The organism is Stenotrophomonas sp. HMWF023 (assembly GCF_003060985.1).
GTDB classification, from domain to species: Bacteria; Pseudomonadota; Gammaproteobacteria; order Xanthomonadales; family Xanthomonadaceae; genus Stenotrophomonas; species Stenotrophomonas lactitubi.
Map to the genome: position 1 here is coordinate 36,656 of NZ_QAIJ01000092.1, position 25,985 is coordinate 62,640.

A 25,985-nucleotide genomic window follows, 5' to 3' on the forward strand; every position below is an offset into this window, starting at 1 on the left:
TGCACCGTCGGCGTTTGCCGATGTCGCTGCCGATGCAGCCGACGCCAAGACCCTGGACCGGGTGAGCGTGCGCGCCGAGCAGTCCGCGCCGCCGTCCAGCACCACCCGCCTGCCGATCACACTGCAGGAAACGCCGCAGTCGTCCACGGTGATCGGCCTGCAGCGCCTGCAGGACGAATCGTTGTTCAGCCTCAACGACGTGATGCGCAATGTCACCGGCGTCAGCGTGTCCTTCTATGACACCCAGCGCCCGCTGTACTACGCGCGTGGCTTTGCCATCACCGATTTCCAGGTGGACGGCATCCCCACCTACAGCGGCTCGACCAACCAGGAATACGACACCGCCTTCTACGACCGGGTGGAAGTGATCCGCGGCGCCAACGGCCTGCTCAGCGGCGCGGGCGTGCCGTCGGCCACGGTGAACCTGCTGCGCAAACGTCCGGGCAAGGAGTTCGACGCCTCGTTCTCGGTCAGTGCCGGCAGCTGGGACTACCGCCGCATGGAGGCGGACGTGACCGCGCCGCTGACCGCCGACGGCCGCTTCCGCAGCCGCGTGGTCGCCGCCTACACCGACCGCGATTTCTATTACGACCGCTACAAGGAGAACAAGATGGCCGGCATGGCCGTGCTGGAAGGCGATGTGACCGACAGCACCACGGTCACCGTCGGCTACCAGACCCAGGACAACAACCCGGTGGGTTCGACCTGGGGCACCGTGCCGTTCTTCGACAGCAAGGGCAACTTCGCGCATCTGCCGCGCTCGACCAACCTGGCACCGAAGTGGAGTTACTGGCAGCGCGAGACCAGCACGGTATTCGCCAACCTGGAACAGCGCTTCGGTGAGAACTGGCTGCTGAAGATCAACACCGCCTACACCCGCGGCAACGTGCAGAACATGCGCCTGTACGGCACCGGCAATCCCGACCCGGCGACCGGCGCGGGCATCTACCTGCGCACCGCCGCCGGCGATTCGGAAGACACCCGCCGCAACGTCGACGCCTACCTGACCGGCACCTTCAACCTGTGGGGCCAGGAGCACGACGTGACCGTGGGCGCACAGTGGGCCGACCTGGAAGGCACCACCAATACCCTGGCGCTGAACTACCCGCGCGATTGGGCGACGTGTGGCCGTGAGCGCTGCTACTACATCCCCAACGTGCACACCTGGGATGGCGACATCTCCGAAGTGACGTACACCCTCACCGGCGCACGCCGCGTGGCCAAGACCACGCAGAGCGGTTTCTACCTGGCCACGCGCCTGCGCCTGGCCGACCCGCTGGCGCTGATTGCCGGCGCACGCCTGAGCCGCTGGCAGACCCAGACCCGCGCCTACAACGCCGCCGGCGCCTATACCGCCACCAGCGGCGCGTACAAGGTGAGCGATGAAGTCACCCCGTATGTGGGCCTGGTGTACGACATCACCCCGAATGTGGCGGCTTATGCCAGCTACACCGAGATCTTCAACCCGCAGAACAACAAGGACCGCAACGAGAACCTGCTGGCTCCCGTGCAGGGCTCCAACCTGGAAGCGGGCCTGAAGACGCAGTGGTTCGACGGCCGTTTGACCGCCAACGCGGCGATCTTCGAGGCCAAGCAGGACAACTACGCAGTGCGTGACATGGGCGTGCCGGAAGGTTCGCTCAGCGATGGCAGCTCGGCCTTCATCGGTGTCAACGGCACCAAGGCGCGCGGCTGGGAAGTAGACGTCAACGGCGAGATCCTGCCGGGCTGGACGGTCAACGCTGGCTATACCCACGTCAAGGTGACCCGTGCGGCCACCGATCTGCTGTACGCCAATCCGGCCGAAAACCTGCTGCAGCTCAATACCCAGCTGCAGCTGCGCGGCGTACTGGAGCGCCTGAGCATCGGCGGTGGCGTGCAGTGGCAGAGCAAGGTGCAGGGCTACAACATTCCATACCCGGTGGGTGTGGGCACCTCGGTGACGGTGAACCAGCCCGCGTATGCGCTGGTGCAGTTCAACGCCAACTACCGCATCAACGACAACTGGACGGCGACGCTGAGCGTGCGCAACGCGCTGGACAAGACCTACTGGGCCAACCTGGACTACAACAACTATGGCGAACCGCGCTTCGTGGCGGCCAGCCTGCGCTGGAAGTTCTGAGGTAGCTGCGAGAGATTGCTGGGCTGCGCCCGGCAACCTCAACAACAACTGCGGGCTCGCTGTAGGATGGCGGATCACTGTTTGCCAGTAGATCCACGCCATGCGTGGATGAACATGAAACCCGAATGGGCCCGCCTCTGCGCGGGCCCTTTCGTTTGCAGGAGCATCCACGCGTGGCGTGGATCTACTGAATACGCGGCGCCGTCAGATTTGCTGCGCTGCGGGTTGCACATCCCTCCATAATTATGGCGTAATTATTCCAACGCCATTCGGAAGTCCGTCGATGAACCCGAGCTGGGACACGCTGGAGCGGGGCCGCCAGGCGCGGCTGCAACGCGCCGCGCCATGGGCCAGGGGCCACGAGGTGGCGGCCGGCGATGTCGCCGAGTTGCTGCACGCGCTGCTGGAACCGGGCGACAAGGTCTGCCTGGAAGGCAACAACCAGAAGCAGGCCGACTTCCTCGCCCAGGCGCTGGCCGACCTCGACCCGGCACGCGTGCATGACCTGCACATGGTGCAGTCGGTGCTGTCGCTGCCCTCGCACCTGGATGTGTTCGAGCGCGGCATCGCCTCCAGGCTGGACTTCTCCTTCTCCGGGCCGCAGTCGGTACGGCTGGCCAACCTGGTGGCCGAAGGGCGCATCCAGATCGGCGCCATCCACACCTACCTGGAACTGTTCGGCCGCTACTTCATCGACCTCACCCCGCGCGTGGCACTGGTGGCAGCGCAGGCCGCCGACCGCCACGGCAATCTCTACACCGGCCCGAATACCGAAGACACCCCGGTGATCGTCGAGGCCACCGCATTCGGTGGCGGCATCGTCATCGCCCAGGTCAACGAGATCGTCGATACCCTCCCCCGCGTCGACATCCCCGCCGACTGGGTCAACTTCGTGGTGCAGGCGCCGCGCCCGAACCACATCGAACCGCTGTTCACCCGCGACCCGGCGCAGATCTCCGAGATCCAGGTGCTGATGGCGATGATGGCAATCAAGAGTATCTACGCCGAGTACGGGGTGAACCGGCTCAACCACGGCATCGGCTTCGATACCGCGGCGATCGAACTGCTGCTGCCGACCTATGCCGAATCGTTGGGGCTGAAGGGAAAGATCTGCCAGCACTGGGCGCTCAATCCGCACCCGGCGTTGATTCCGGCCATCGAATCGGGCTTCGTCAAATCGGTGCACTCGTTCGGCTCGGAACTGGGCATGGAGAAGTACATCGCCGCGCGCGGGGATGTGTTCTTCACCGGCGCCGACGGTTCGATGCGCTCCAACCGTGCGTTCTCGCAGACTGCAGGACTGTATGCCTGCGACATGTTCATCGGCTCCACCCTGCAGATCGACCTGCAGGGCAACAGCTCCACCGCAACGCGCGACCGTATCGCAGGCTTTGGTGGTGCACCCAACATGGGTTCTGATGCACGCGGCCGCCGCCATGCCAGCGACGCCTGGATCAAGGCAGGCCAGCAGGCCGCGCGACCGGGCGAGATGCCGCGTGGGCGCAAGCTGGTGGTGCAGATGGTGGAAACCTTCCGCGAGCACATGGCGCCGGCCTTCGTCGACCGCCTCGATGCCTGGGAGCTGGCCGAACGCGCAGCCATGCCGCTGCCGCCGGTGATGATCTACGGCGACGACGTCAGCCATGTGCTGACCGAGGAAGGCATCGCCAACCTGCTGCTGTGCCGCAGCCCGGAAGAACGCGAGCAGGCGATCCGCGGCGTGGCCGGTTACACCGCCGTCGGCAGGGGACGGGACCGCACGATGGTGGAAAACCTGCGCGACCGCGGAGTGATCCGCCGCCCGGACGATCTCGGCATCAACGTGCGCGATGCCAGCCGCGATCTTCTTGCCGCGCGTTCGGTGAAAGACCTGGTGCGCTGGTCCGGCGGTCTGTACGACCCGCCCAAGCGCTTCCGCAACTGGTAAGGGGCTCGCGATGGAAACCCTCGACTATCGATTCGACGGCACGACGCCTGTGCACTTCCCCACCGATGCAGTGCTGGTGGGCGTACTGGCCTCGGGCAACCTGGAAATCCTGCTGGAACCGGCCGACCTGGACGGTGCAATGACGGTGCGCATCATCACCGCCGCGCGTGGCTTCGGCACGGTCTGGCAGGCGGTGATCGCCGACTTCGCCCAGCGTCACCCCCTGCGCGACGTACGTGTGTCGATCAACGATGCCGGCGCCACACCGGCCGTGGTCAGCCTGCGCCTGGACCAGGCGGTAGAGACCCTGCGTGCCGGAGGCCAGCCATGACGCTCGCACAGCGCAACAGCTACTACGAAGCCGATGCGCGCGCGCGCATCGCCGGCCTGCTCGATGCAGGTTCGTTCCACGAATTTCTCGGCCCTGCCCGACGCGCGATCAGTCCGCACTTGGCGCAGCTCGACCAACCGGCCGCCTTCGACGATGGCATCGTCGTCGGCGAGGGTCTCCTGCGCGGCAAACGCGTGCTGGTGGCCGCGCAGCAGGGCGAATTCATGGGTGGCGGCGTGGGTGAGGTGCATGGCGCCAAGTTGACCGGCCTGCTGCGCCGCGCGGCGGACACCCATCCCGATGGCGTGCTGCTGCTGCTCGATACCGGCGGTGTGCGCCTGCATGAAGCCAATGCGGGATTGATCGCCATTTCAGAAATCATGCGCGCCACGCTCGGCGCGCGGGCGGCCGGGGTACCGGTGGTGGCACTGATTGGCAGTGGCAACGGCGCCTTCGGCGGCATGGGCATCGTCGCCCGCTGCTGCAGTACGGTGATCATGTCCGAAGAAGGACGGCTGTCGCTGTCCGGCCCCGAAGTGATCGAGACCGTGCGCGGCGTGGAGGAATTCGATTCGCGCGACCGCGCATTGGTGTGGCGGGTGACCGGTGGCAAGCACCGCTACCTGATCGACCAGGCGCAGGTGCTGGTGCCCGATGCGATCAGCGCATTCGCCAAGGCCGCCTCTGATGCGCTGCAGCCAGACACCACCAGTGCCGACCCCGACGCGGCACTGGCCGCGCTGCAGGCACGCCACGCCGCGTTGAAGGCGCGCGTACAGGCGTGGGGCGACTGCAACGATGGCCTGCAGATCTGGGCACGCCAGGGCATTGCCGACCCGGAACGTCTGGCGCTGCTGGAAACCGATGCCTTCCTCGCTGCGACTGCGCACCGGAGCCTGCCATGAGCCTGCCATTGAATTCGCTGCTGGAAGCACTGTTCCCGCGTGGCCATGCGATCGCGGTGAACGATTCGGTACTGACCGGCACAGCGACCACCGACGACGGTGAAGTGACGGTGATCGGCACCACCGACAGGATCGAAGTCGGTGTGGACCACGCGCTGGTGCTGGCCGATACCGTGCTGGCCAGCACCGCTGCACATCCGCAGCGTCCCATCGTGATGCTGGTCGATACCGCCGGCCAGCGGCTGGCGCGCCGCGATGAACTGCTGGGCATCAACGGCTACTTCGCCCACCTCGCACAGACCCTGGAACTGGCCCGCCGCCGCGGTGCGCGCCTGGTCACGCTGGTCTATGGCGAATCGGTCAGCGGCGGCTTCCTGTCGTTCGGGTTGATGGCCGACCACATCCATGCCCTGCCCGATGCGCAGGTGCGGGTGATGGACCTGCGCGCGATGGCACGGGTGACCAAGCAGCCGCTGGAAAAACTGCAGGCACTGAGCCTGACCTCGCCGGTGTTCGCGCCGGGCGTGGAGAACTACGTGGCGATGGGCGCAGTGCAATCGCTGTGGGATGGCGACCTGGCGCGTCATCTGCTGGAGGCGCTGCGTGCGCCCGCCGACGGTGACCATCGCGCCGCGCTGGGCGCCGAACGCGGTGGCCGTACATTGGCTGCGCAAGTGGCCACTGCGGTGAGCCAGGGCAATGCCTGAGCGGCCTGCCCGGCACACGCTGGTCTGGCTGTCCGCCGATGCCGATTGGCGGGCCGACGTGCCCACGCACGAGCCGCGCCTTGCCGCATGGCTGGCGCAGGGCTTGCCTGCGGTGGTGGCGCGTCGTGCAGCGGATGATCCCGATCCGCGCCTGCGACTGGGCGTTCCATTGCCACCGGCCGAGGGCAAGCAGCGCCTGTCGTTGCGCGTGCCGTTGCGCGACGTCGCTCGCATGCATGCACCGCCGGCATTGAGTGAGCTGCTGGCAGCAGGCGACGCCGTTGTGCCGCAGGCATGGCAGGAATCACTTCACGACCTGCAGGCACTGGCCCCGGCCCGGGTGTTCGGCGCCTTCGCATGGCAATGGCTGACTGCCCTGCCCTACGTTCACGAGCGTTCGGACATCGACCTGCTGTGGCAGGTGACCGATGCCGCGCAGGCCGAGGCGCTGATCGCGCAGTTGCTGGCATGGGAGAGCCGCCATCCGCATCGTCTCGATGGCGAGCTGTGCCTGCCCGATGGCGGCGCGGTGAACTGGCGCGAACTTGCCGGCCGCAGTCGGCAGGTGCTGGTGAAGCGCCTGGACGGAGCCGCATTGGAAGCGCGCGATACGCTGTTCGCCACGCGCGAGGCGATCGCATGAGTGCCGCCCGCAAGCCGTTGCCTGCATGCGGCGCGACGGTCGACAGCGCACGCCTGGGACGGCTGGCCATTGCCAGCCTGCACACCGAGCTGGCCTGCGCCCCGAAACCGGGCCTGGTCACCCCGTTCAACAGTGGCAGCCATGACGACATGGATGCCAGCACCTTCCTGCGCAGCCTGTTCGCACTGCGCCACTACTTCACTGCGGTGGCCAGGGCCGGTGCCGCGGGTGCCCCCTTCACGGTGCTGCGCGATCACGGCATTGCCGCCGAAGCGGCCATGCTGGCCGCCACCGCCGGCATCAACACCCATCGCGGTGCGATCTTCAGCCTTGGCCTGTTGGTGGCTGCCGCGGCTGGGTGCCGGCGCGTGCATGACCATGCCGTATCCGGCGCACAGGTGTGTCTGGCGGTCCAGCAGTGGAAAGACGCGCTCATCGCGGCGCCACTGGACCCGCACAGCCCGGGACAGCGCGCGCGTGCACGGCATGGCGTCTGCGGGGTACGCGAACAGGCCGCCGCCGGTTACCCGGTGCTGCGCGAGCTGGCCCTGCCTACCCTGCGCCACGCGCTGGACAGCGGTCTGCCGCGTGATGCCGCGCTGTGCCACACGCTGATGCAGCTGGTGGCACAGGTGGATGATCTGAACCTGCTGCACCGTGGTGGCGCCGAGGGCCTGCGTTGGGCCCAGCAACAAGCGACCGCATTCCTTTCCTCGGGTGGCGCCTTCGCGCCGGACTGGCGCATGCGCCTGCAGTCCATGGGCAATGCATTCGTGATGCGTCGGCTCAGCCCGGGTGGCAGTGCCGATCTGCTGGCCTGCGCTTGGTTCCTGCTGCAACAGGAGGGCGCATGAGCCTGGCCCTGCTCTGCCCCGGACAAGGTGCGCAGCATCCGGCGATGTTCGACCGCGTGCGTGGCATCGCCGCTGCACGCGCGGTACTGGACGCGGCGGGCGACGTGCTGGGACGCGACGTGTTCGCTGCCGCGGCCGCCGACGACCGCTTCGACAACGCACAGGCGCAACCGCTGCTGTGCGCTGCCACCATCGCGCAATGGCATGTCCTGCGCGACACCCTGCCGAGCCCGATCGTGCTGGCCGGATACAGCATCGGTGAACTGGCGGCGCACTCCATCGCCGGTAGTTTCGATGCCACCATCTGCCTTTCGCTGTCGGCCCAGCGCGCGCGCTTCATGGATGCTGCCAGCCCCGCCGGTGCGGGTATGCAGGCCGTGCTGGGGCTGGATCGACAGACTGTGCAGGCGCTGTGCGAAACCCATGGCGCACACGTGGCCATTGCCAACGGCGCAGATCATTTCATCGTCGGCGGCACGTTGCCGGCCCTGCAGGCGCTGGCCGCTGCCGCGCACGCGCAGGGCGCAGAGGTACGCCTGCTGCCGGTGCATGTGCCGGCGCACACGCCACTGCTGTCGGCGGCAGTCGAACCGTTTGCGGTGGCGCTGCAGTCCACCACCCTGCATGCCCCTCGCCTGCCGCTGTTGGCTGGCATCGATGCACGGCCGGTGCGCGACACCACGACGACGGTACATACGCTGTCCGCGCAGCTGGCGCAGACCATCGAATGGGCACAGGTGATGCGTCAGGCCTTCGAGCGCGGCGCGCGGGTGTTCCTGCAGCTGGGCTCGGGCAACGCGCTGGCACGCATGATCGCCCCGGCCTATCCGTGCTGCGAGGTGCGCGCGATCGAGGAATTCCAGAGCCTGGACGGCGCGGTGGCGTGGGTCCGCAGCGCGCTGCAGCGGCTGCAGTAACGGGTTTGAGCAGTAGCGGGTTTGAGCAGTACGTAACGCGCAGTACGTAACAGGCCATACCCCGGGATGGCGGGCTTCCATCCGTGCAGTACGCGAATCAGGTGTCTGGGAGGGCGCATGACTCCACAAATAGCAACGATCATCGGTCTGGTGATCATGTTCATCGTCGCCACCGCGATGCCGATCAACATGGGTGCCGTCGCCTTCGCGCTGGCCTTCATCATCGGCGGGCTGTGGGTCGACATGGGAGGCAAGGAAGTCCTCGCCGGCTTCCCGGGCGACCTGTTCCTGACCCTGGTCGGCATCACCTACCTGTTCGCCATCGCGCAGAAGAACGGCACCATCGACCTGCTGGTGCATTGGGCGGTGAAAGCAGTGCGCGGCCATATCGTGGCCATTCCGTGGGTGATGTTCGTGATCACCGCGGTGCTGACCGCCTTCGGTGCGCTGGGCCCGGCGGCCGTGGCGATCATCGGCCCGGTCGCACTTCGCTTTGCCAAGCAGTACAACATCAATCCGCTGATGATGGGCCTGCTGGTGATCCATGGTGCGCAGGCGGGTGGCTTCTCGCCGATCAGCGTGTACGGCAGCATCACCAATGGCGTGGTGCAGAAGGCCGGGCTGGAAGTCACCGAGATGGCGGTGTTCCTGACCAGCCTCGGCTTCAACTTCATGATGGCCACGATCTGTTTCTTCGCCTTCGGCGGCATCGCGCTGCTGCGTCGCGGTTCGATCACTGCTGCGGGCACGGTCGGCACGGCGGAACTGGCGATGGCCGGTGGTCCGCAGGCCTCGTCGCGGCAGTTCGCCATTGAAGGCCACGGTGCGCTGGTCGCGGCCGGTGGTGGCACCCTGTCCAACGATCCGGTGGCGCTGGATGCGGTGGGGCTGACCCGCGAGCGGCTGTTCACCCTGATCGGCCTGCTCGGCCTGGGCGTTGCCGCACTGATCTACAACCTCAACGTCGGCCTGGTCTCGATCACCGTTGCGGTGGTGCTGGCACTGCTGTCGCCGCAGAGCCAGAAGGGTGCGGTGGATGGCATCAGCTGGTCCACCGTGCTGCTGATCTGCGGCGTGGTCACCTACATCGGCGTGCTGGAACATGCCGGTGCCGTGGACTTCATCGGCCACGGCGTCTCCAGCATCGGTATCCCGCTGCTGGGTGCGCTGCTGGTCTGCTACGTGGGTGGCATCGTCTCCGCGTTCGCCTCGTCGGCAGCGGTGCTGGGCGCCACCATTCCGCTGGCGGTGCCGTTCCTGATGCAGGGCCATATCAGTGCCGCTGGCGTGATCTGCGCGCTGGCCGTGTCCTCCACCATCGTCGATGTCAGCCCGTTCTCGACCAACGGCGCACTGGTGGTGGCCTCTGCCGCGAAGGAAGAACGCGAAACGCTGTTCCGCCGCTTCCTGGTCTACAGCGGCCTGGTGGTGGCATTCGGCCCGCTGCTGGCCTGGCTGGTGTTCGTGGTGCCGGGCTGGATGTAAATGCCTGCGGTAGTGCCGGTCGCTGGCCGGCAACCTCGTGGATCCGTCCAACGATCACGGGTTGCCGGCCAGCGGCCGGCACTACCTGGCGTTACACTTTGTGCATGGCCATCGCCCCCGCTCCGCGTACTCCGAAGAAGCGCGCCCCTCTGTATGAAGAGGTGGCCGAACACGTGCGCGAGCGGATCTACGACTACCGCCTGCCCCCGGGCGAGTGGATCGACGAGCCGGCGCTGTGCGAGGAACTGGGCATCAGCCGCACGCCGCTGCGTGAAGCGCTGAAGCTGCTCGCCGCCGAAGGCCTGGTGCAGATCGATGCGGGTCGCGGTGCGCGGGTCACCCGATTGACGCTGGAAGACCTCAACCAGCTGTTCCCGGTGATGGCGATGCTGGAAGGCCGCTGTGCGCATGAAGCGGTCAAGCACATCGACGACGCCGGCGTGCAGCAGCTGGAAGAACTGCACGCGGCGATGGAAACGGCCGCCGCAGACGGCAACATCGCCGAGTACTACCGCAACAACTACCTCATCCACGAAACGGTGCAGCATTATGCCGGCAACCCGTGGCTGATCCGTATCACCCACGACCTGCACCGCATCCTGAAGATGCATCGCGGCCGCCAGCTGCTGGCCCCGGGGCGCACGGCGCAGTCGCTGGCCGAACACCGCGAACTGATGGAGTGCTTCCGCCAGCGCGATGCCGCGGCCGCCGAACGCACGATGGAACGCCACCTGCTCAGCCAGGGCCAGGCCTTGGCCGCGTATGTGGCCAGCGGCGGATTGTTGAACGTGCCTGCGCCGTTGCCGACCGAAGGCGGAAGCTGAGTTCATGGGGTTGCCGGCCAGCGGCCGGCACTACCCCGGCGAGGCCAGGTCACGGTAGTGCCGGCCGCTGGCCGGCAACCTGGAACGTCTCCTCAATCGCCGCCGCCGCAACTGCCGCCGTCACCGCCTCCACCGCTGTCGCCGCTGCCGCAGTCCGAGCTGCTGTAGCTGTGGTGGCTGTTGCTGTCTCCGGAATAGCCGCCGGAGAAATCGGCGGGCCCACTGCCATTGCCATCGCCCCGTGCGGGTGAGCCATCGGCGGTGGCCATCGCCATGCACACGATCGCGCCGACCAGCGGCAGCAGCCACACCACCAGCAGCTGCCCGGCGCGGCTGCTGACCGGAAGGTCGTCGCGCCCCAGCACCACGAAGCTGGCCACCAGGTTCAGCCCCAGCACCAGGGCAATCAGGACGAGGGTCACAGCCAACATGGCGCAGCTCCTTGCATTGGGATCTTCAGGGTGACGCCATCAGCGCTTGGATCCGGCCGCGTTCCTGCAGCGGCCACTGGAAATCGATCGGGTATACGGGTTGGTGACGATCACGCTTGAGCAGGAAGATCCATTCCCGCCCCATTTCGCGATCGCGGGCCGCCGCCAGCGAATCGTGCCACATGCTCCACAAGGGCACCCGCAGAGTCCCGGGCAGCCCCCCGTTCTCCGGTCGCATGACCTCATTGACCTGAAGCACCAGATGGATCTGGTTGTCCAGACCCGGCCCGGTGAGCGCCTTGACGTCGGTCACTGGCCGGCCAGCACCGTCGACCATCTCCACCGCCAGCACCTTGGCTACAACGATTTCCTCGGCCTCTGCCACCAGCGCCTGCATTGGTCTGGGCGCCACGGACGTTGCCGATGCCGGCGATGCTCCAGCCAGATACCCCAACGCCAGCCCCCCGACAAGCAACAGCGGTCGTAACGTCATCGGCTCTCTCTCCGTCCTTGGGCCCGCAGACGATACCACCGCCGCCGGTTCGCCCTGCCTGTCATGAAGATGGGACAATGTAGGGCGCGCCGGCCTGCCCTCGGGGGCCGCCGGCCCCCCTGCACCACACGGAAGAAGAAGAACAACAACATGTTGAAAGTCATTTTCGATACCGACCCGGGCGTCGACGACGCGCTGGCGCTGCTGTACCTGCACAAGCATCCGCAGATCGACCTGATCGGGGTCACCACCACCTTCGGCAATGCCTCGGTGGAATCGACCACCCACAATGCGCTGTACCTGAAGCAGGCCTGGGGCCTGTCCGCGCCGGTCGCGCGCGGCGCTGAAGGCCCGCTGCAGCCTGAAGCCACCCCGGAAGCCTGGCCGGTGCACATCCATGGCTACAACGGTCTGGGCAACCACCCGGTGCCGGAGGCCCTGGATGTGGCCACCGACAGCCGCCCGGCCCACCAGCTGATCATCGACCTGGTCCGCGCCCATCCGGGCGAAGTGACCCTGGTGGCGGTCGGCCGCATGACCAACCTGGCGCTGGCCCTGCAGCAGGCACCGGACATCGCCGGCCTGGTGCGTGGCGTGGTGCTGATGGGCGGCGCGTTCCACGTCAACGGCAACATCACCCCGGCGGCCGAGGCCAACATCTGGGGCGACGCCGAAGCGGCTGACATCGTGTTCACCGCCAATTGGCCGGTGACCGCCATCGGCCTGGACGTGACCACCCGCGTAGAAATGGACCGTGACGGCCTGGACAAACTGGCCGCCATCGGTGGCGCCGATGCCGAACTGGTGCGCGCGCTGTCGCAGGACTACGTCGACTTCTATCTGCAGGCCGGCCACAAGGGCATGGTCGTGCACGACTGCTGCGCCTGCATCGCCCTGACCCGCCCGGAGCTGTTCCAGTTCGAGCGCGCCAGCGTGCGCGTGGCCACCGACGGCGTCGCCCGTGGCATGACCATTCCCAAGCCGGAAGGCATGGGCTTCGGCCCCAGCGTGTGGGATGGCCACGTGCTGCAGTCGATTGCCATTGGCGTTGATGCAGCCGCAGTGCTGGCCGACATCGAGCAGACCCTGAAGGTCTAAGCGCTCACTGCCCGCCCCGGGACACGGGGCGGGTCTTCGGCGCGGTCTCCGGCAGCGTCCACAGCACCGGCAGCACCAGCACCGCCACCAGCGCGATCATCGCCCCCGGCGCCGCTGCCCAGCCACTGCGTTCCACCCACCATTGCGCCAGCCACGGCGTTGCCCCGCCAAACACCGCGGTGGCCATGGTCACCCCCAACGCCAGTCCACTGACCCGGCCCTCGCCCGGGAACTGTTCTGCCGTGGCCGGTGCGGCGACGGCACTGATGCCGCCGGCCACGCAGGCCAGCACCACCGCTGCCAGCACGATGCCCAGCGGCGCGGCAGACGCCATCCAGCCGAACATCGACAGCGGCAGCAGCGCCGCCAGTACCGTCAGCCCCAGCAGCAGCGGACGCCGCCCGAAGCGATCGGACAACGCACCACACAGCGGGGTGATCGCGATCACCGCCACCGCTGCAATGGTCGACAGCCACAGCGCATCGCCTTCAGCGTGTCCCTGCGCGTGCAGGAACGCCGGCACATAGGTGATGCCCACGTAGTAGGTGATGGAACCCAGTGCGGAAATCGCGAACGTGCGTGCCACCGCGCCAGGATGGTTGCGCAGCACGTGCCGCAGCGGCGTGGCCGGAATGCTGCCTTCGCGCCGCTGCCGTTCGAACTCCGGCGATTCGTGCATGCCCGAACGCGCGATCAGGATCACCAGTGCCAGCGCCGCGCCGAAGAAGAACGGGATTCGCCAGCCCCAGCTGTCCAGCTGCGGCGCAGGCAACAGCGCCACGGTGAGTGCGGAGATCGCCACTGCCAGCAACGCGCCCACTTCACTGGCCGCCGAGGCCAACGAAGTGACCAGGCCACGTCGTCGCGCCGGTGCGCTTTCCAGCAGATAGGCAACCACGCCGGTGTATTCGCCGCCCACCGAGAATGCCATCACGCAGCGCAGGATCAACAGCAGCACGCCAGCAGTCGCACCAGCGGTCGCCGCCGTCGGCAGCAACGCGGTGGCCAGCATGGCCGCCGCCATCAGCGCCATCGAGGCCAGCAGCATCCAGCGCCGGCCGAGCCGGTCGCCCAGGTGGCCGAAGCACAGCGCACCCAGCGGACGCATCAGGTAGGACACCGCGAAGCCGGCCAGGGTTACCAGCATCGCCTCTTGGCCGCCGCCGAAGAACACCCGCGACAGCACCGTGGCGAAGTACAGGTACAGGGTGAAGTCGTACCACTCCACCACCGTGGACAGGCCGGCCACCCACATCGAGCGCTGCCGCCCCGCCGTCATCGCGTGTTTTCCTTCATCGCCGAAGGGTGTCATGGCGGCAGTGACGATGCAGTAGATCCACGCCATGCGTGGATGCCCCGGAAGGAAAGCAGTAGATCCACGCCATGCGTGGATGCTCGCCCTCCGTGGCAAACGGGGTCAGAGCCCTTTGCCATTCGCAAAGGGATCCGACCCCGCTCTGTCACGGCGCCCGGCGCAGGGTGATCAACGTGATCTCCGACGGCACGCCGATGCGCGCCGGGAACCCGGCCCACAGGCCGGCGCCGTTGCTCACGTACAGCGTCATGCCATCCACCGCATAGCGGCCGGAAACGAAGCCGCCGTTGGCACGCTTCACCAGCTGGTCCATGCCGATGATCTGGCCGCCATGGGTGTGCCCGGAAAGCTGCAGCTTCACCCCGCGTGCAGCCGCTTCGCGCGCATTGCGTGGCCGATGGTCGAGCAGGATCACCGGCGCGGCAGGATCGGTACCGGCCAGCGCGGCGTCCAGGTCGGGCAGTGGCAGGCCATAGCGCGAGGCCACCGGGTCGGTCACCCCGGCGATGGTCAGCGCGGCATCACCACGGCGCACCTGGGTGTGGCTGTTTTCCAGCACCTGCATGTGCAGCGCGCGGAACGCCTGCATCCATTCGCTGTACTGCGCGTAGTACTCGTGGTTGCCGGTGATGGCGATCACCCCGTCCGGCGCACGCAGGTCAGCCAGCGGCGTGTAATCGTTGCGGCGCGCCTGCACGCTGCCGTCGATCAGGTCGCCGGTGATCACCACCAGATCGGGCGACAGTGCATTGCTTTCACCCACGACCTGGCGCACCCAGTCGCCGGTGAGCAGGCGGCTGGCATGGATGTCGGTGAGCTGCAGCACGCGGTAGCCATCGAAGGCCTGCGGCAGGCCGTCGATCGCCACCTCGATATGCCGCGGCTGGGGTACGGCCATGCCTTGGCTGACACCGAAGCCGCTGAGCAGCAGCGCCAGCACCGCCGCCGACGGGCGTAGCGCCCTGCTGCGCAGTGCAGAGAGGGCACGCGGTGCGCGCAACAGGCGCGCAATCAAAAGTCCGGCGTCCAGCACCAGCAGCGCCAGGGCCAGCAGCAGCACCGCGGTGGAGCCGGTGGCCAGCGTGGCGATGGCCATCTTCGGAATTTCCGGCGAGGCCATCGTGCCCCAGAAGCTGGCAACGATGCGCAGCTGCACGGCAATGCCCACCAGCAGCACGGACAGCACCACCTTCAACCAGACGGGCAGGCGCAGTGGCCAGAACAGGCGCCAGGCCACATACAGGCCCATCAGAAAACCAATCGTACTCAGCACTACGACAATCCAGAACGGCAAACAGGCCCACCATGGTGACGGCAGAAGATGGCAATGGATAGAGCCGAGCATGGGCTCGGCCCTGCCGTCGTCACGCCTCCGGCAAGCGCTCCACTCGCAATCGTGTGATGCGGCGCTTCTCCATCGCCAGCACGGTGATGCGGATACCGGCCACCTCCAGCGTGTCGCCGATGTCGGGCAGGCGCCCCAGCTGTTCCAGCACCAGCCCGGAGATGGTCATGTAGTCCGCACTGCGCGGCAGTGACACGCCGGCCAGCCGCTGCAGGTCGTCCAGGGTCAGCGCGCCGTCGGCGTCCCAGCAGTCCTCGCCCTGCGCGACCACGCCATAGCGCTCGTCCTGGGTATCGGCCAGGTCACCGGCGATGGCCGCCAGCAGGTCGTTGGCAGTCACCAGGCCTTCCACGCTGCCGTACTCGTCCACCGCCACCGCCAGCGGCACCGGGTGCTGGCGGATCAGCTCCAGGGCCTGCAATGCACTGGCGCTGGACAGCACGTACTGCGGCTCGCGCAGGTTGCCTTCCAGTTGCAGTGGCTTGCCCTGCAGCAGGTCGGCCAGCAGGTCGCGGCTCTGCACCACGCCACGCAGGCTGTCCAGGTCACCGTCGCCCACCAGCATCCGCGTATGCGGCGACGCCACCAGGCGGGCGACCACGTCGTCGTCACCGCGCGCCATGTCGATCCACTGCACGTCGGCACGCACGGTCATCACGCTGGACACCGGGCGGTCAGCCAGGCCCAGCACGCTGCGGATCATCTCGTGCTCGGCCGGCTGCAGGCGTTCCTCGGTGCTGCCGCGCTCATCGGCTTCTTCCTCATCGTGGCCATTGGCCTGGCGCGCGCCCAGCAGGCGCAGCACTGCATCGGCGGTACGCTGGCGGAACGGCTGGCGCTGCTCGTTGCGCTCGCGGTTGAAACGTATCCACTGGTTGAACGCTTCCACCAGGATCGAGAACGCGATGGCCGCGTACAGGTACCCCTTCGGGATCTTGTAGCCCAGGCCCTCGGCCACCAGGCTGAAACCGATCATCAGCAGGAAGCCCAGGCACAGCACCACCACGGTCGGGTGCTTGTTGACGAAGCGGGTCAGCGGCTTGCTGGCCAGCAGCATCAGCACCATCGCGATGGTCACCGCCGCATACATCACGCCGAGGTTGTCGACCATGCCGACGGCGGTGATCACCGAGTCCAGCGAGAACACCGCATCGAGCACCACGATCTGCGCCACCACCATTGCGAAGCTGGCGTAGACCTTCTTGCCATCTTCATGATGCTCACGGCCTTCCAGCCGCTCGTGCAGTTCCATCGTGCCCTTGAACAGCAGGAACAGGCCGCCGCCCAGCAGGATCAGATCACGCCCGGAGAAGCTGTGCTCGAACAGGGTGACCAGCGGTTCGGTCAGTTTCATGATCCAGGCCAGCGCCGCCAGCAGCACCAGCCGCATCAGCAGCGCCAATGCCAGGCCGATCACCCGCGCGCGGTCGCGCTGGTGCGGCGGCAGCTTGTCGGCCAGGATCGCGATGAACACCAGGTTGTCGATGCCGAGAACGATCTCCAGCACGACCAGGGTTGCAAGGCCCATCCATATCGAGGGGTCAGCCAACCATTCCATTTCAGGTCCGTTTCGTCAGTAAGGGGAAAGTGGTGCAGTGCAGGTGTGCGGCGGGGCGAAGGTCAATCCGCATCCTGCGCCTGCGTGGGGTCATGCCCGAGCAGGTCGCCGGGGCTGCATTGCAGTTCGCGGCAGATCGCATCGAGCGTGGAAAAGCGGATCGCACGTGCCTTGCCGGTCTTCAGGATCGACAGGTTGGCCAGGGTGATGTCGATGCGCCCGGCCAGCTCGGACAAGGTCATGCCACGTTGCTGCAGCATGCGGTCGAGGGTGATGATGATCGCCATCAGGTCATGCTCATCAAATCACGCTGTCCAGATCGTCGCGCATCGCTGCGCCGACGGTGAACACGCGCGCGAGCACGAACAGCATCAGCACCGCGACCAGGCCGGTGATCGACATGCCACCGCCCACCTCCATCCAGGCGAAGTCCGGCCCCATCCAGCTGGCGTAGAGGCCGATCAGGATGGACAGCACCTCCATCGCGAGCATCAGCCAGGCCATGCGTTGCAGGCGCACGGCATTGGCATGGGTGAAGGGGCGTTCGTTGGCCGCAGACCGCAGCAGCCTCGCCAGGTGGCGCAGGAATACCAGGCACAGCACCAGCAGCGCGACGATGGCGGCAAGGCCCACGCAGAAATGCAGGAACAGATGCGAACCGTGCACCGCCGCCGCCTGCGCGTCATGCACGCTGTCCAGCAGCCAGCTGCGGTCGTAGGCCACCAGCGGCACCGCCAGCAGCGCGGCCAGGATGCCCAGCCAGCACATTGCGCGCACTGCCTGCACGGCGGTCTGGGCCAGGGTGAACAAGCCGCGCGCAGGAAGGGCGCGGGCAGGACGAACGGTCAAGCAGCCTCCGATGTGGAGCGGCCCTGCCGCCCCGGGGTGAATTTATCGATAAACGATATATCACATCCGCAGGCTGTTGGCTGAATCGCTTCTGCTCCGCCCGCGTTACCGGGCGGGGGCGGATGCAGGCGGCGCGGCCTGTTCGCGCATCGCTTCGCCCGGCGTGACCGAGGCCATCGCCTGCACCCCCGCTTCGGCGGCCTGCCGGGTAACCAGCCGGAAGCGCACGCGCAGCTTGCTTTCACCCGGCGTTGCCCAGCCGTACTGGATCGCCACCTGGTCGCCGGACAATGGACCGCGCGAGGGCAGCGAGCGGATCTGCAGCGGTTTCGGCGCGGCCTGCATCAGCCGCGCGAAGCCCTTCTGCACCACCGCCGGATCGGCCTTCTCGGCATACACGGTACAGGTGCCATCGTCGGCCCAGCTGACCGCATAGCGGCCACTGGCCAACGGCACCATCCACGCCATGCCCGCCTGGCCCTGCAGCAGCGTGGCCGCCTCGGCCGGCTGCAGCGGGGTCAGGTCGTTGGCATCCATCAGCGACTGCAGCCGCGCTGGCGCACCGATGTGCTGCATGCACGCGGTGTCGAACAGTTCGCTGAAGGGATCCTGCGCCGGTGCCTTCGGCGCACGCGCGGGCTGGGCCATCACCACGATCGGCAGCAGCAGGCCAGCCATCAGCCAGGGCGCAGGGCGCATCGCAACTCCACGGAACGGAAAACAGCGGGGAGGATGGCAAAGCCGGGTGGCAGAACGCAACGGGCACGCCCGCGCTTGACAGTATCCGGCCCCAGGGGGAATATCAGTTAACGAATTAGTTAACTGACCCCATGGACCGCATCTTCGAAGCCCTGGCCTCCACCGCACGCCGGCAGATCCTGGCCTACCTCAGCGCCGGCGAGCTCAGCGCGGGCGAGCTGGCCGAGCGCTTCGATTTCAGCAAGCCGGCACTGTCCAGCCATCTGCGCATCCTGGAAGACGCCGGCCTGATCGAACGCGAGAAGCGCGGCCAGTTCGTGTACTTCCGGCAGGTGCCCGACCGCTTGGCCAACACGTTGTTTTCCTGGGCCGCCGAAGTCTGTCCGGTCGGTGGCCCGCTGAAGCGCGAAGCGCGCGCACGCCGCAAGACACCTGCCCGCTGAGGAGCACTGCGATGCCCGGTTCGACCCGCACCAGCCGTTCGTTCCCGAGTATCCAGCTTCCGGCGCAGGATGGCGGTGGCCCAGTGGAAGTCACCTTGATCGCGCAGCTCGGCATCGGTGCCGGCGATGCGCTGGTGAGCGATGCCAGCCAGCGCCAGCGCCACCATCCGGCCTTCATCGATGCACTGGACGAGCCCTCGGCGCGGCTGGGTGGCATGCACCTGCAGCACGGCGATGCGTCATCGCTGTACAGCTTCGTGGTGGGTGCCGGCGGCCATCCCTTCCATCGCCATGCCGGGCCGCGCATGTTCACCGCCATCGCCGGCAGTGCGGGTGCCGAACTACGGTTTGCCAGCGCATCCGATGGGCAGCTGGCGGACGATCCCGCACACTTCCTGCGGTCACTGCGTCGTGTCCGCATCCCACCGGATTGCCTGTTCACCGTGCGCTTTGGCGGCGGCACCTGGCACCAGTTCGCCTCGAACAGTCCGGCACACCCTGCGCTGTTCGCGCTTTCGTGCCACAGCAATGAGCTGGCCGGGGCAATGAGCGAGCAGGCACGCGAACAGGCACAGGCCAATGCCGCAGACATTCCCAGCCTGACCGACGTGCTGCCTGCCGCGCATTGGCCCACCGCAACCACGCTGGCGGCCACACCGTTGCTGCAGTTGTCACTGCAGGCGGCAGCACCCAGCCTGCGAGCGCGCCTGTGCGCGCAGACGCGCACGCTGCTCGGGCCGCTGCGCCGCTTCAGCCTGGAGCCACTGCGCGGATTCGTGGAACGGGCGACGCCGGCGTACCCGGTCTGCAGCAGCGCAGCGCCGACGCAGGGGATGCTCGCCAGCGCACTGCCGCACAGTCACTACAACGACACGACCACGCTGGCGCTGCACGGCGGGCAGACCGGCCATCGCTCCGCCTCCGCCCTGCTGGCCGACGTCCTGGACGGATTCCTGCGCAACCCACCAGCCGGCGTCGGCCGCTTGATGGCCCTGCGCAATCGCCTGGTTGCGCCGCTGCGTCTGCGCACCTCCCCGCTGGGTTGCCCGGTGTCGTCACTGCTGTCCAGCGACCGCAGCCGCGTCTTCGGTGGACGTTTCCCGGTACTGGATGCGCAGGTGGATGCGGAAGACCGGTGTGCCGAAGTGCTGCTCGGTGCCGATGACCGTCATCTGCGCTTCCGCAGCAGCGTACGCGTGCAGTTCGGCGAGGACGGACAGGTCGAAATCAGCCTGGGCTCGCGCGTGCAGACGCTCAATGCGTTCGGTCGCTTCTACATGGCGATGATCGACAGCGCGCATCGGCATTACGTGGCCCCGGCCCTGCTGCGCCGCGCAGTGGAACATGCGCTGGCGCCGGAACTGGCAGCATGGTCCGGCGAGCCTGCGCACTCCTGACCCATGGATGCAAGGCACGGGTCCCTGTGCGGCCCCCGCGATCAGACCACGATTTCGCCCTCGTCCTCGCCATCCCAGTAGTGGATGCGGCTGGCGTGCACGTGGATCAGCACCAGCCCCGGTGTTTCCACGCCCTGCTCGAACCACCGCTCCAGGTCCTTCACCCAGTGCTGGGCCATCGTGCCGCGATCGCGGACCAACGCTGCCCTGCCCTGCACGTGCACGAACAGCGGCGGCTTGCCCAGCAGCGACTTGCTGCCGGTAAGACTCAGCGCCACGTTCGGGTCGGTGCTGATCTCGCGCACCATGTCGGTCTCTTCCATGGTGAAGAACCAGCTGTCGCCGTCGTAGTCCACATCGCCGTTGTTGCTCATCGGCCGGCCAGCGATCTGGCCACCGGCATGGGTCTGCAGCATGGTGAAATCGATGCCGGCCATCTTCTTGGCCAGTTCGGGCAGGGTGAGCGTGGTCATGCGCAGTTCCTTCAACAGGTGGGCGCCCAGCGTCTGCCCAGCGCGGTGACCGAGACGTGGATGGCTGCTGCCGGTTTCTTCACGCGGTGAGCCTATACGGCGTTCCCGCGCGCAGCGCACTCGCGCTGCAGTGACCATCCACCGTCAACGCGGATAGCGGAACACCAGATCGTCCGGATCGCTGCGCAGCGCCTGCGCATCCAGCACACCGCCAAGGCGAACCGCCACGGCCTGCGAGGCATGGTTGTCCGGCGCCATGTAGCTGACCAGCGTCGGCAGGCCACGCACCACGAACGCCCAATCACGCAGCGCCGCCGCTGCCTCGCTGGCGAACCCCTGCCCTTCCTGCCCCGCATACAGCAACCAGCCCAGTTCCTGTTCCGGGAACAGCGGGCCGTGGTTGATGCCTACCTGGCCGATGCACTCACCCGTGTCGCGGCGTTCGATCATCAACGCGCCGTGCCCGAACAGATGCCAGCTGGCCAGGTCGTGGCAGAACTGTCCCCATGCGGCGACCTCGCCGAACGGCCCGCCCATGCCGCGCGCGCGGGGCGAGGCGAGGAATGCGGCATACACGGGGAAGTCGTCCAGGCGCTGCGCGCGCAGGCGCAGGCGGGGTGTTTCCAGCAACGGGATGTCGATCATGCGTGTATCGGTCAGTACACGGCCAGGAAGCCGCAGCCCCGGCGCTGTGGTTGGCCTTCAACCGTCACCTGCACGCTGGCCGATGTATCCACGCCTTCGGCATTGCGGCAGGGCTCGCGCTTGATCTCGACGATGGTCGGCTGCTTGCCCAGCTCGCCGTTGAGTACCGTCAACGAACTGGGCGCACCGGCCGGCTGGCCGAGGTAGCGCAGCGTACCGGTGCTGTTGCGGCCGGCGATGGTGAGCGTAGCATCGTGGTTGCCCTTGCCGGTGGAGGCGATCTCGATGGACCAGCCTTCACCACCGCCGGTGAAGGCAGGCACCGGGCTGGCATCAGCGGCGATCGAAGGATGACGCGGTGCATCGACGCTCGCATCGGCTTGCGGTGCGCTGCTGGCGCAGCCAGCGAACAGGCCCGCCACCAGCGTGGCAGTCACAACGGAACGCAGAGTCATGGCGTACTCCTCCGGCAAACGAGCGGCCAGTCTAGGCAGAAGCGCGTGCGCTGGCGATGAACGAGCCCCCCTCAGCGTGCCGCACGCCCACCCGCAGCCACCTGCACCCGGTCGCGGCCAAGCGATTTGGCCGCGTACATGGCGGTGTCGGCGGCGCGTACCAGCGCGTGCCAGCCGATCGGGTCAAGCGTGCCCTGGGCAACACCGAAGCTGGCGGTGACCCGCAGGATCTCGCCACTGCCCAGCACGATGTCCTTGCCGCTCAGTGCCACCCGCAGCGACTCGGCCAGCCGCCGGCCACTGACCAGATCGCCGTCGGCCAGCAGCACCAGGAACTCCTCGCCGCCGTAACGGGCGACGCTGTCGTTGCGGCGCAGGTGGCTGCGCAGCAACTGCGCTACCTGCACCAGCACATCGTCGCCGGCCGCATGTCCCTGCCCATCGTTGATCGACTTGAAATGATCGACATCCAGCAGAATCACCACCGCCTGCGTGCTTCCATCGGCATGCCGCTGTCGTACCAGTCCCTCCAGCGAGCGTCGGTTCAACAGGCCGGTCAGCTGATCGGTATCGGCCAGTTCGCGCAGCTCACGGGTCAATGCCGAACGCTGGTGCGACTTCGCCCGCAGTACCTCGATGGCATCGAACAGGCGCTGCATTTCCGCCATCGGGTGGGTGGCATGCTGCTCGGTGCCCGGCGTATCCGAGGCGATCTGGATCACCTGCGCCTGCGCCTGCAGCAACGGCCGCAGGATCTGCACGTGAGCGATGCGCAGTGCCAGCGCAAGCAGCAGCAATGTCCCCAGCACCGTGGCGGCCAGCACGGCCAGGCGGACCGCTTCCTTGTTGCGGGTGTGCTCGAAGCGCGCGATCGAAACACCGAGGTAGCCATCGCGCAGCGCTTCCAACGATTGCAGGGTGGGCACGTAGCGCGCGGTGAACTCGGCCGCCGTCCAGGGTGGCGGCACACCACGTCGGCCATCTTCGATCAGCTGTTCCACCATCGGCAGCGACTGGCCGAAGAACTGCCGGCGCGCCATGTCCCAATGCCAGGACAGCGTCGGCTCGCTGCGGAACACCGATTCGTGGCTGGCGGCCAACCGCCACAGCTCCAGCAGGCGGCCCTCGGTCTGCTGCGCGGCGCGCACCTGCGGCTCCCGCCACGCGCCGGGCACCGCCAGCGGCGCCATCACGTTCGATGCCAAGCGGCCACCGTGCTCGCGCAGGTCGATCAGGATCTGCCCCTGCATGGCAGGAATCGCGGCTTCGCGGTCGGCGGCGACCAGGTCGCTGATCTGCACCGACGTCAGCGCCTGCAGCCGGTCGTACACCGCGAACATGCTGTTGATCGCGTGCTCCACATCCTCTGCCGAGCGCTCGCCCCTGGGCAGTGCGGCGACGCGGTCCACCGCAGCGCGCGCGGTCTGCAGCCGCCGCTGCGCTTCATGCAGGCGCGGTGTTTCGTCCACGACCCGCGGATCGGTCTGGAACACGGTCTGCAGGTGCTGCGTCGCTGCGTCCACCCGCTGCCGGGCGACCACCAGCTGTGCAGCCAACCGGCGCTGCTCCTGCGCATCGGCGCTGTCGGCGCCGAGCAGGCTGTTGGCCGGTCCACGCTCGGCCGATACCAGATTGGCCAGCTCGAAGGTCTGCCGCAGCTGCCGCAGGCTGACCAGGTTGGCCTCGGCTTCGGTGTAGCGCTGCGTGCCCTGCACCAGCGCGATGGCCATCAGCGGCAGCGTGCACAGCACGAACAGGCCACCGAGGATCCAGAGCCAGGTCTGCAGTCCGTTTGGCGATGCCCTGCGGCCCATCGATGTACCCCCTGGCGTGCGGATCAGTGTAGCGCTGCGCTCGCTTGAAGGCGGGTCAAATCCAGCGCTGGTCCACCAGTTCGCGCTTCACGTAGGCGTAGAACACCGGCGCGGCCACCAGCCCGGGCAGGCCGAACGCCGCTTCCATCACCAGCATGGCCAGCAGCAGCTCCCAGGCGCGCGCCTGGATCTCGCCGCCGACGATGCGCGCGTTGAGGAAGTACTCCAGCTTGTGGATCACCACCAGGTACAGCAGCGCAGCCACGGCCACGTAGAACGACACCGACAGCGCGACGATGGTGATGATGGTGTTGGAGATGATGTTGCCCACCACCGGCAGCAGGCCGGCGATGAAGGTGATCAGCACCAGCGTCTTCGACAGTGGCAGGTGCACGCCGAACAGCGGCAGCACGCCCAGCAGGAAGATGGCGGTGAACACGGTGTTGAGCAGCGAGATCTTGACCTGGGCGAACACCACCTGGCGGAACGCGGTGGCCAGGCGGCTGGTGCGGCCGATCAGCTCCTGCGCCAGCGGACCCATCTTCGGCAGCGGCAGTTCGTCGTACAGCGCGATCATCGCACCCAGCACCATGCCGATCAGCACGCGCACCCCCACCTGCACCACCGACGTGCCGGCCACGCCCAGCTGGCGCTGGTGTTCGGCGGCCCATTCATTGACGGCCGCACGCAGTGCCGTCAGGTCTTCAGGGATGTAGGGCTGCAGCAGGGCCGGCACCTGGTGCCGGGAGGTGTTGAGGATGTCCATCAACCGCGCCAGCAGCACGTCCGGGCCACCGGTCTCGTTGCGGAAGAACGAGGCCACGCCAATACCGGCCAGCACCAGCGCACTGATGATCACCGCCGAAAGCACGATCACCGCGATCGCCCGTGCCCGCCCGGGACGCAGCTTGCCTTCCACGGTGGAGGCCAGCACATGGGTCAGCTGGAATACCAGCAGGCCGGAAAGCAGGGTCACCACCAGGCCAAGCTTCAGTGCCAGCCACATGCCGAGCAGCATCATCAGCCAGGCGGCGATGCGTGCGGCGGGAGGCTTGGGCAGGGTCGGGATGACGAGGGACATCGGGGCACATCCTGGAGGGGTGGCCCATGGTAGTGGATTGAGGTGATGCGCCCGCGCACGCGCGCATCCCTGCGGCCGCCGCTTGCCGTCAACGTGCGACCACCGCCCCTGCCGAACGTGCCAGTGCGGCCGCCTGCTGATCACCCTTGCGCTCGCTGTAGCGATCCACCAGGTAGTCCGAACGATCCCGCGTGAGCAGGGTGAACTTGACCAGTTCCTCCATCACATCCACCACCCGGTCGTAGTACGCCGAGGGTTTCATCCGCCCGCTCTCGTCGAACTCCTGCCATGCCTTGGCCACCGAAGACTGGTTGGGGATGGTCAGCATGCGCATCCAACGCCCCAGCACGCGCAGCGTGTTGACCGTGTTGAACGACTGCGAACCGCCACTGACCTGCATCACTGCCAGCGTCCTGCCCTGCGTCGGGCGCACGCTGCCATCTTCCAGCGGCAGCCAGTCGATCTGGTTCTTGAACACGCCGGTGACCGTGCCGTGGCGCTCCGGGCTGATCCAGACCTGGCCTTCGGACCATTGCGACCACGCGCGCAGGCGCTGCACTTCACGGTGATCGGCGCCGACGCTGTCGAGCATGGGCAACGCATGCGGATCGAACACCCGGGTCTCGCAGCCGAGGTGGCGCAGCAGGTGCTCGGCCTCCAGCGCCAGCTTGCGGCTGAACGACTGCGGGCGCAGCGAGCCATACAGCAGCAGGATCCGCGGCGGGTGCGTGCGGCCGGTGCCCAGCAGGGACAGGTCGGGCTGGGGAAGCGAGGCTTCGGCCAGATTCGGGAGGGCGGGACTTGCGATGGCTTCATTCATTCGACTATTCTAGAAATATGGAAACGAAAAATGCAATCGCCGCCCTCACCGCCCTTGGCCATGCCACCCGCCTGGCCGCCTTCCGGTTGCTGGTGGAAGCCGGCCCGGCCGGCCGCATGGCCGGCGACATCGGCAGCGCCCTGCAGGTGCCGCCGGCCACGCTCAGCTTCCACCTGAAGGAGCTGCTGCAGGCCGGGCTGGTCGAGAGCGAGAGCCAAGGCCGCAACGTCTGCTACCGCGCCAACTTCAGTGCCATGACCGGCCTGATCGATTACCTGACCCACAACTGCTGCGCAGGCTCGCCCGACCCGGCCTGCAGCCCGACATCCCCCGATTGCGCCTGCTGACCGGAGA

At 67.4% G+C, this 25,985-nt stretch carries 28 protein-coding genes; 14 read left to right on the forward strand and 14 right to left on the reverse strand.

From position 1 onward, the window contains the following. The 10 genes from DBR20_RS04420 to DBR20_RS04465 form a co-directional block, all read left to right on the forward strand. The coding region (locus DBR20_RS04420) for a TonB-dependent siderophore receptor (protein WP_108265364.1) at nt 1–2,122 on the forward strand (2,122 nt) is incomplete at its 5' end. 283 nt (nt 2,123–2,405) lie between these two features. Then, nucleotides 2,406–4,049, forward strand: a complete 1,644-nt coding sequence (gene mdcA / locus DBR20_RS04425; protein WP_108265326.1) for a malonate decarboxylase subunit alpha — start codon at nt 2,406–2,408, stop codon at nt 4,047–4,049. Between the two features lie 10 nt (nt 4,050–4,059). Beyond that, nucleotides 4,060–4,380 carry a malonate decarboxylase acyl carrier protein gene (gene mdcC, locus DBR20_RS04430; protein ID WP_108265327.1) on the forward strand — a complete coding sequence of 107 codons (321 nt, stop codon included), beginning with the start codon at nt 4,060–4,062 and terminating at the stop codon, nt 4,378–4,380. Further along, a complete protein-coding gene (locus DBR20_RS04435; RefSeq protein WP_108265328.1) occupies nt 4,377–5,285 on the forward strand; it encodes a biotin-independent malonate decarboxylase subunit beta in 909 nt (302 codons plus the stop codon). Before mdcC ends, DBR20_RS04435 begins: the two co-directional genes overlap by 4 nt. A gap of 2 nt (nt 5,286–5,287) precedes the next feature. Then, nucleotides 5,288–5,992, forward strand: a complete 705-nt coding sequence (mdcE, locus tag DBR20_RS04440) for a biotin-independent malonate decarboxylase subunit gamma (RefSeq protein ID WP_108265365.1) — start codon at nt 5,288–5,290, stop codon at nt 5,990–5,992. After that, nucleotides 5,985–6,635, forward strand: coding sequence for a malonate decarboxylase holo-[acyl-carrier-protein] synthase (gene mdcG, locus DBR20_RS04445; protein WP_108265329.1), 651 nt, complete (start codon nt 5,985–5,987; stop codon nt 6,633–6,635). Before mdcE ends, mdcG begins: the two co-directional genes overlap by 8 nt. Further along, entirely contained in the window at nt 6,632–7,489 is an 858-nt protein-coding gene (mdcB, locus tag DBR20_RS04450; protein WP_108265330.1) for a triphosphoribosyl-dephospho-CoA synthase MdcB, read from the forward strand. Before mdcG ends, mdcB begins: the two co-directional genes overlap by 4 nt. Next, nucleotides 7,486–8,406 carry a malonate decarboxylase subunit epsilon gene (mdcH, locus tag DBR20_RS04455; RefSeq protein WP_108265331.1) on the forward strand — a complete coding sequence of 307 codons (921 nt, stop codon included), beginning with the start codon at nt 7,486–7,488 and terminating at the stop codon, nt 8,404–8,406. The genes mdcB and mdcH overlap by 4 nt, the downstream gene beginning before the upstream one ends. A gap of 117 nt (nt 8,407–8,523) precedes the next feature. Then, complete coding sequence (locus DBR20_RS04460) at nt 8,524–9,891, forward strand: SLC13 family permease (protein ID WP_108265332.1); 1,368 nt, start codon at nt 8,524–8,526, stop codon at nt 9,889–9,891. Between the two features lie 104 nt (nt 9,892–9,995). Further along, a complete protein-coding gene (locus tag DBR20_RS04465) occupies nt 9,996–10,715 on the forward strand; it encodes a GntR family transcriptional regulator (protein ID WP_099819348.1) in 720 nt (239 codons plus the stop codon). A gap of 92 nt (nt 10,716–10,807) precedes the next feature. Here DBR20_RS04465 and DBR20_RS04470 read toward each other — a convergent pair whose 3' ends face one another. Continuing rightward, nucleotides 10,808–11,146: a hypothetical protein gene (locus DBR20_RS04470; RefSeq protein WP_108265333.1), complete on the reverse strand. Its 339-nt coding sequence runs from the start codon at nt 11,144–11,146 to the stop codon at nt 10,808–10,810. A gap of 25 nt (nt 11,147–11,171) precedes the next feature. Continuing rightward, nucleotides 11,172–11,543 carry a hypothetical protein gene (locus tag DBR20_RS04475; protein WP_100463822.1) on the reverse strand — a complete coding sequence of 124 codons (372 nt, stop codon included), beginning with the start codon at nt 11,541–11,543 and terminating at the stop codon, nt 11,172–11,174. Nucleotides 11,544–11,789: 246 nt separating this feature from the next. Between DBR20_RS04475 and DBR20_RS04480 the strand changes: the two genes are divergently transcribed. Beyond that, complete coding sequence (locus DBR20_RS04480; protein ID WP_108265334.1) at nt 11,790–12,737, forward strand: nucleoside hydrolase; 948 nt, start codon at nt 11,790–11,792, stop codon at nt 12,735–12,737. Nucleotides 12,738–12,741: 4 nt separating this feature from the next. On the opposite strand, the gene DBR20_RS04485 is transcribed toward DBR20_RS04480, so the two are convergent. The 6 genes from DBR20_RS04485 to DBR20_RS04510 all read right to left on the reverse strand — a co-directional run bounded on the left by DBR20_RS04485 (nt 12,742) and on the right by DBR20_RS04510 (nt 18,503). Then, nucleotides 12,742–14,016: an MFS transporter gene (locus tag DBR20_RS04485; RefSeq protein ID WP_108265335.1), complete on the reverse strand. Its 1,275-nt coding sequence runs from the start codon at nt 14,014–14,016 to the stop codon at nt 12,742–12,744. Nucleotides 14,017–14,197: 181 nt separating this feature from the next. Then, entirely contained in the window at nt 14,198–15,334 is a 1,137-nt protein-coding gene (locus tag DBR20_RS04490; RefSeq protein WP_108265366.1) for a metallophosphoesterase, read from the reverse strand. An 82-nt stretch (nt 15,335–15,416) separates the two neighbouring features. Beyond that, nucleotides 15,417–16,955: a TerC family protein gene (locus tag DBR20_RS04495; RefSeq protein WP_108265336.1), complete on the reverse strand. Its 1,539-nt coding sequence runs from the start codon at nt 16,953–16,955 to the stop codon at nt 15,417–15,419. Between the two features lie 62 nt (nt 16,956–17,017). Continuing rightward, a complete protein-coding gene (locus DBR20_RS04500; protein WP_100551815.1) occupies nt 17,018–17,242 on the reverse strand; it encodes a helix-turn-helix transcriptional regulator in 225 nt (74 codons plus the stop codon). A 13-nt stretch (nt 17,243–17,255) separates the two neighbouring features. Continuing rightward, nucleotides 17,256–17,723, reverse strand: a complete 468-nt coding sequence (locus DBR20_RS04505) for a DUF2975 domain-containing protein (protein WP_108265367.1) — start codon at nt 17,721–17,723, stop codon at nt 17,256–17,258. A gap of 186 nt (nt 17,724–17,909) precedes the next feature. After that, a complete protein-coding gene (locus DBR20_RS04510) occupies nt 17,910–18,503 on the reverse strand; it encodes a hypothetical protein (protein WP_108265337.1) in 594 nt (197 codons plus the stop codon). Nucleotides 18,504–18,634: 131 nt separating this feature from the next. Here DBR20_RS04510 and DBR20_RS04515 point away from each other — a divergent pair, with 131 nt between their 5' ends. Together DBR20_RS04515 and DBR20_RS04520 are read left to right on the forward strand one after the other, a co-directional pair. Continuing rightward, nucleotides 18,635–18,946 carry a metalloregulator ArsR/SmtB family transcription factor gene (locus tag DBR20_RS04515; protein WP_025873922.1) on the forward strand — a complete coding sequence of 104 codons (312 nt, stop codon included), beginning with the start codon at nt 18,635–18,637 and terminating at the stop codon, nt 18,944–18,946. 11 nt (nt 18,947–18,957) lie between these two features. Next, a complete protein-coding gene (locus DBR20_RS04520; protein ID WP_108265338.1) occupies nt 18,958–20,343 on the forward strand; it encodes a DUF2867 domain-containing protein in 1,386 nt (461 codons plus the stop codon). A gap of 41 nt (nt 20,344–20,384) precedes the next feature. Here the strand turns inward: DBR20_RS04520 and DBR20_RS04525 are convergent, their stop codons facing one another. The 6 genes from DBR20_RS04525 to arsH all read right to left on the reverse strand — a co-directional run bounded on the left by DBR20_RS04525 (nt 20,385) and on the right by arsH (nt 25,631). Further along, nucleotides 20,385–20,816, reverse strand: coding sequence for a pyridoxamine 5'-phosphate oxidase family protein (locus DBR20_RS04525; RefSeq protein ID WP_108265339.1), 432 nt, complete (start codon nt 20,814–20,816; stop codon nt 20,385–20,387). A 144-nt stretch (nt 20,817–20,960) separates the two neighbouring features. Then, nucleotides 20,961–21,461 (reverse strand): GNAT family N-acetyltransferase, encoded by a 501-nt coding sequence (locus tag DBR20_RS04530; RefSeq protein WP_108265340.1) that lies wholly within the window; start codon nt 21,459–21,461, stop codon nt 20,961–20,963. Between the two features lie 11 nt (nt 21,462–21,472). Beyond that, entirely contained in the window at nt 21,473–21,916 is a 444-nt protein-coding gene (locus DBR20_RS04535; protein ID WP_108265341.1) for a hypothetical protein, read from the reverse strand. Nucleotides 21,917–21,987: 71 nt separating this feature from the next. Beyond that, on the reverse strand, nt 21,988–23,730 hold the full coding sequence (locus tag DBR20_RS04540) for a GGDEF domain-containing protein (protein WP_108265342.1): 1,743 nt from the start codon (nt 23,728–23,730) through the stop codon (nt 21,988–21,990). 55 nt (nt 23,731–23,785) lie between these two features. After that, entirely contained in the window at nt 23,786–24,811 is a 1,026-nt protein-coding gene (locus tag DBR20_RS04545) for an AI-2E family transporter (protein WP_089239458.1), read from the reverse strand. 88 nt (nt 24,812–24,899) lie between these two features. Next, nucleotides 24,900–25,631, reverse strand: coding sequence for an arsenical resistance protein ArsH (gene arsH, locus DBR20_RS04550; RefSeq protein ID WP_108265343.1), 732 nt, complete (start codon nt 25,629–25,631; stop codon nt 24,900–24,902). 17 nt (nt 25,632–25,648) lie between these two features. Here arsH and DBR20_RS04555 point away from each other — a divergent pair, with 17 nt between their 5' ends. Next, complete coding sequence (locus DBR20_RS04555; RefSeq protein ID WP_108265344.1) at nt 25,649–25,978, forward strand: metalloregulator ArsR/SmtB family transcription factor; 330 nt, start codon at nt 25,649–25,651, stop codon at nt 25,976–25,978. Nucleotides 25,979–25,985: the final 7 nt, after the last annotated feature.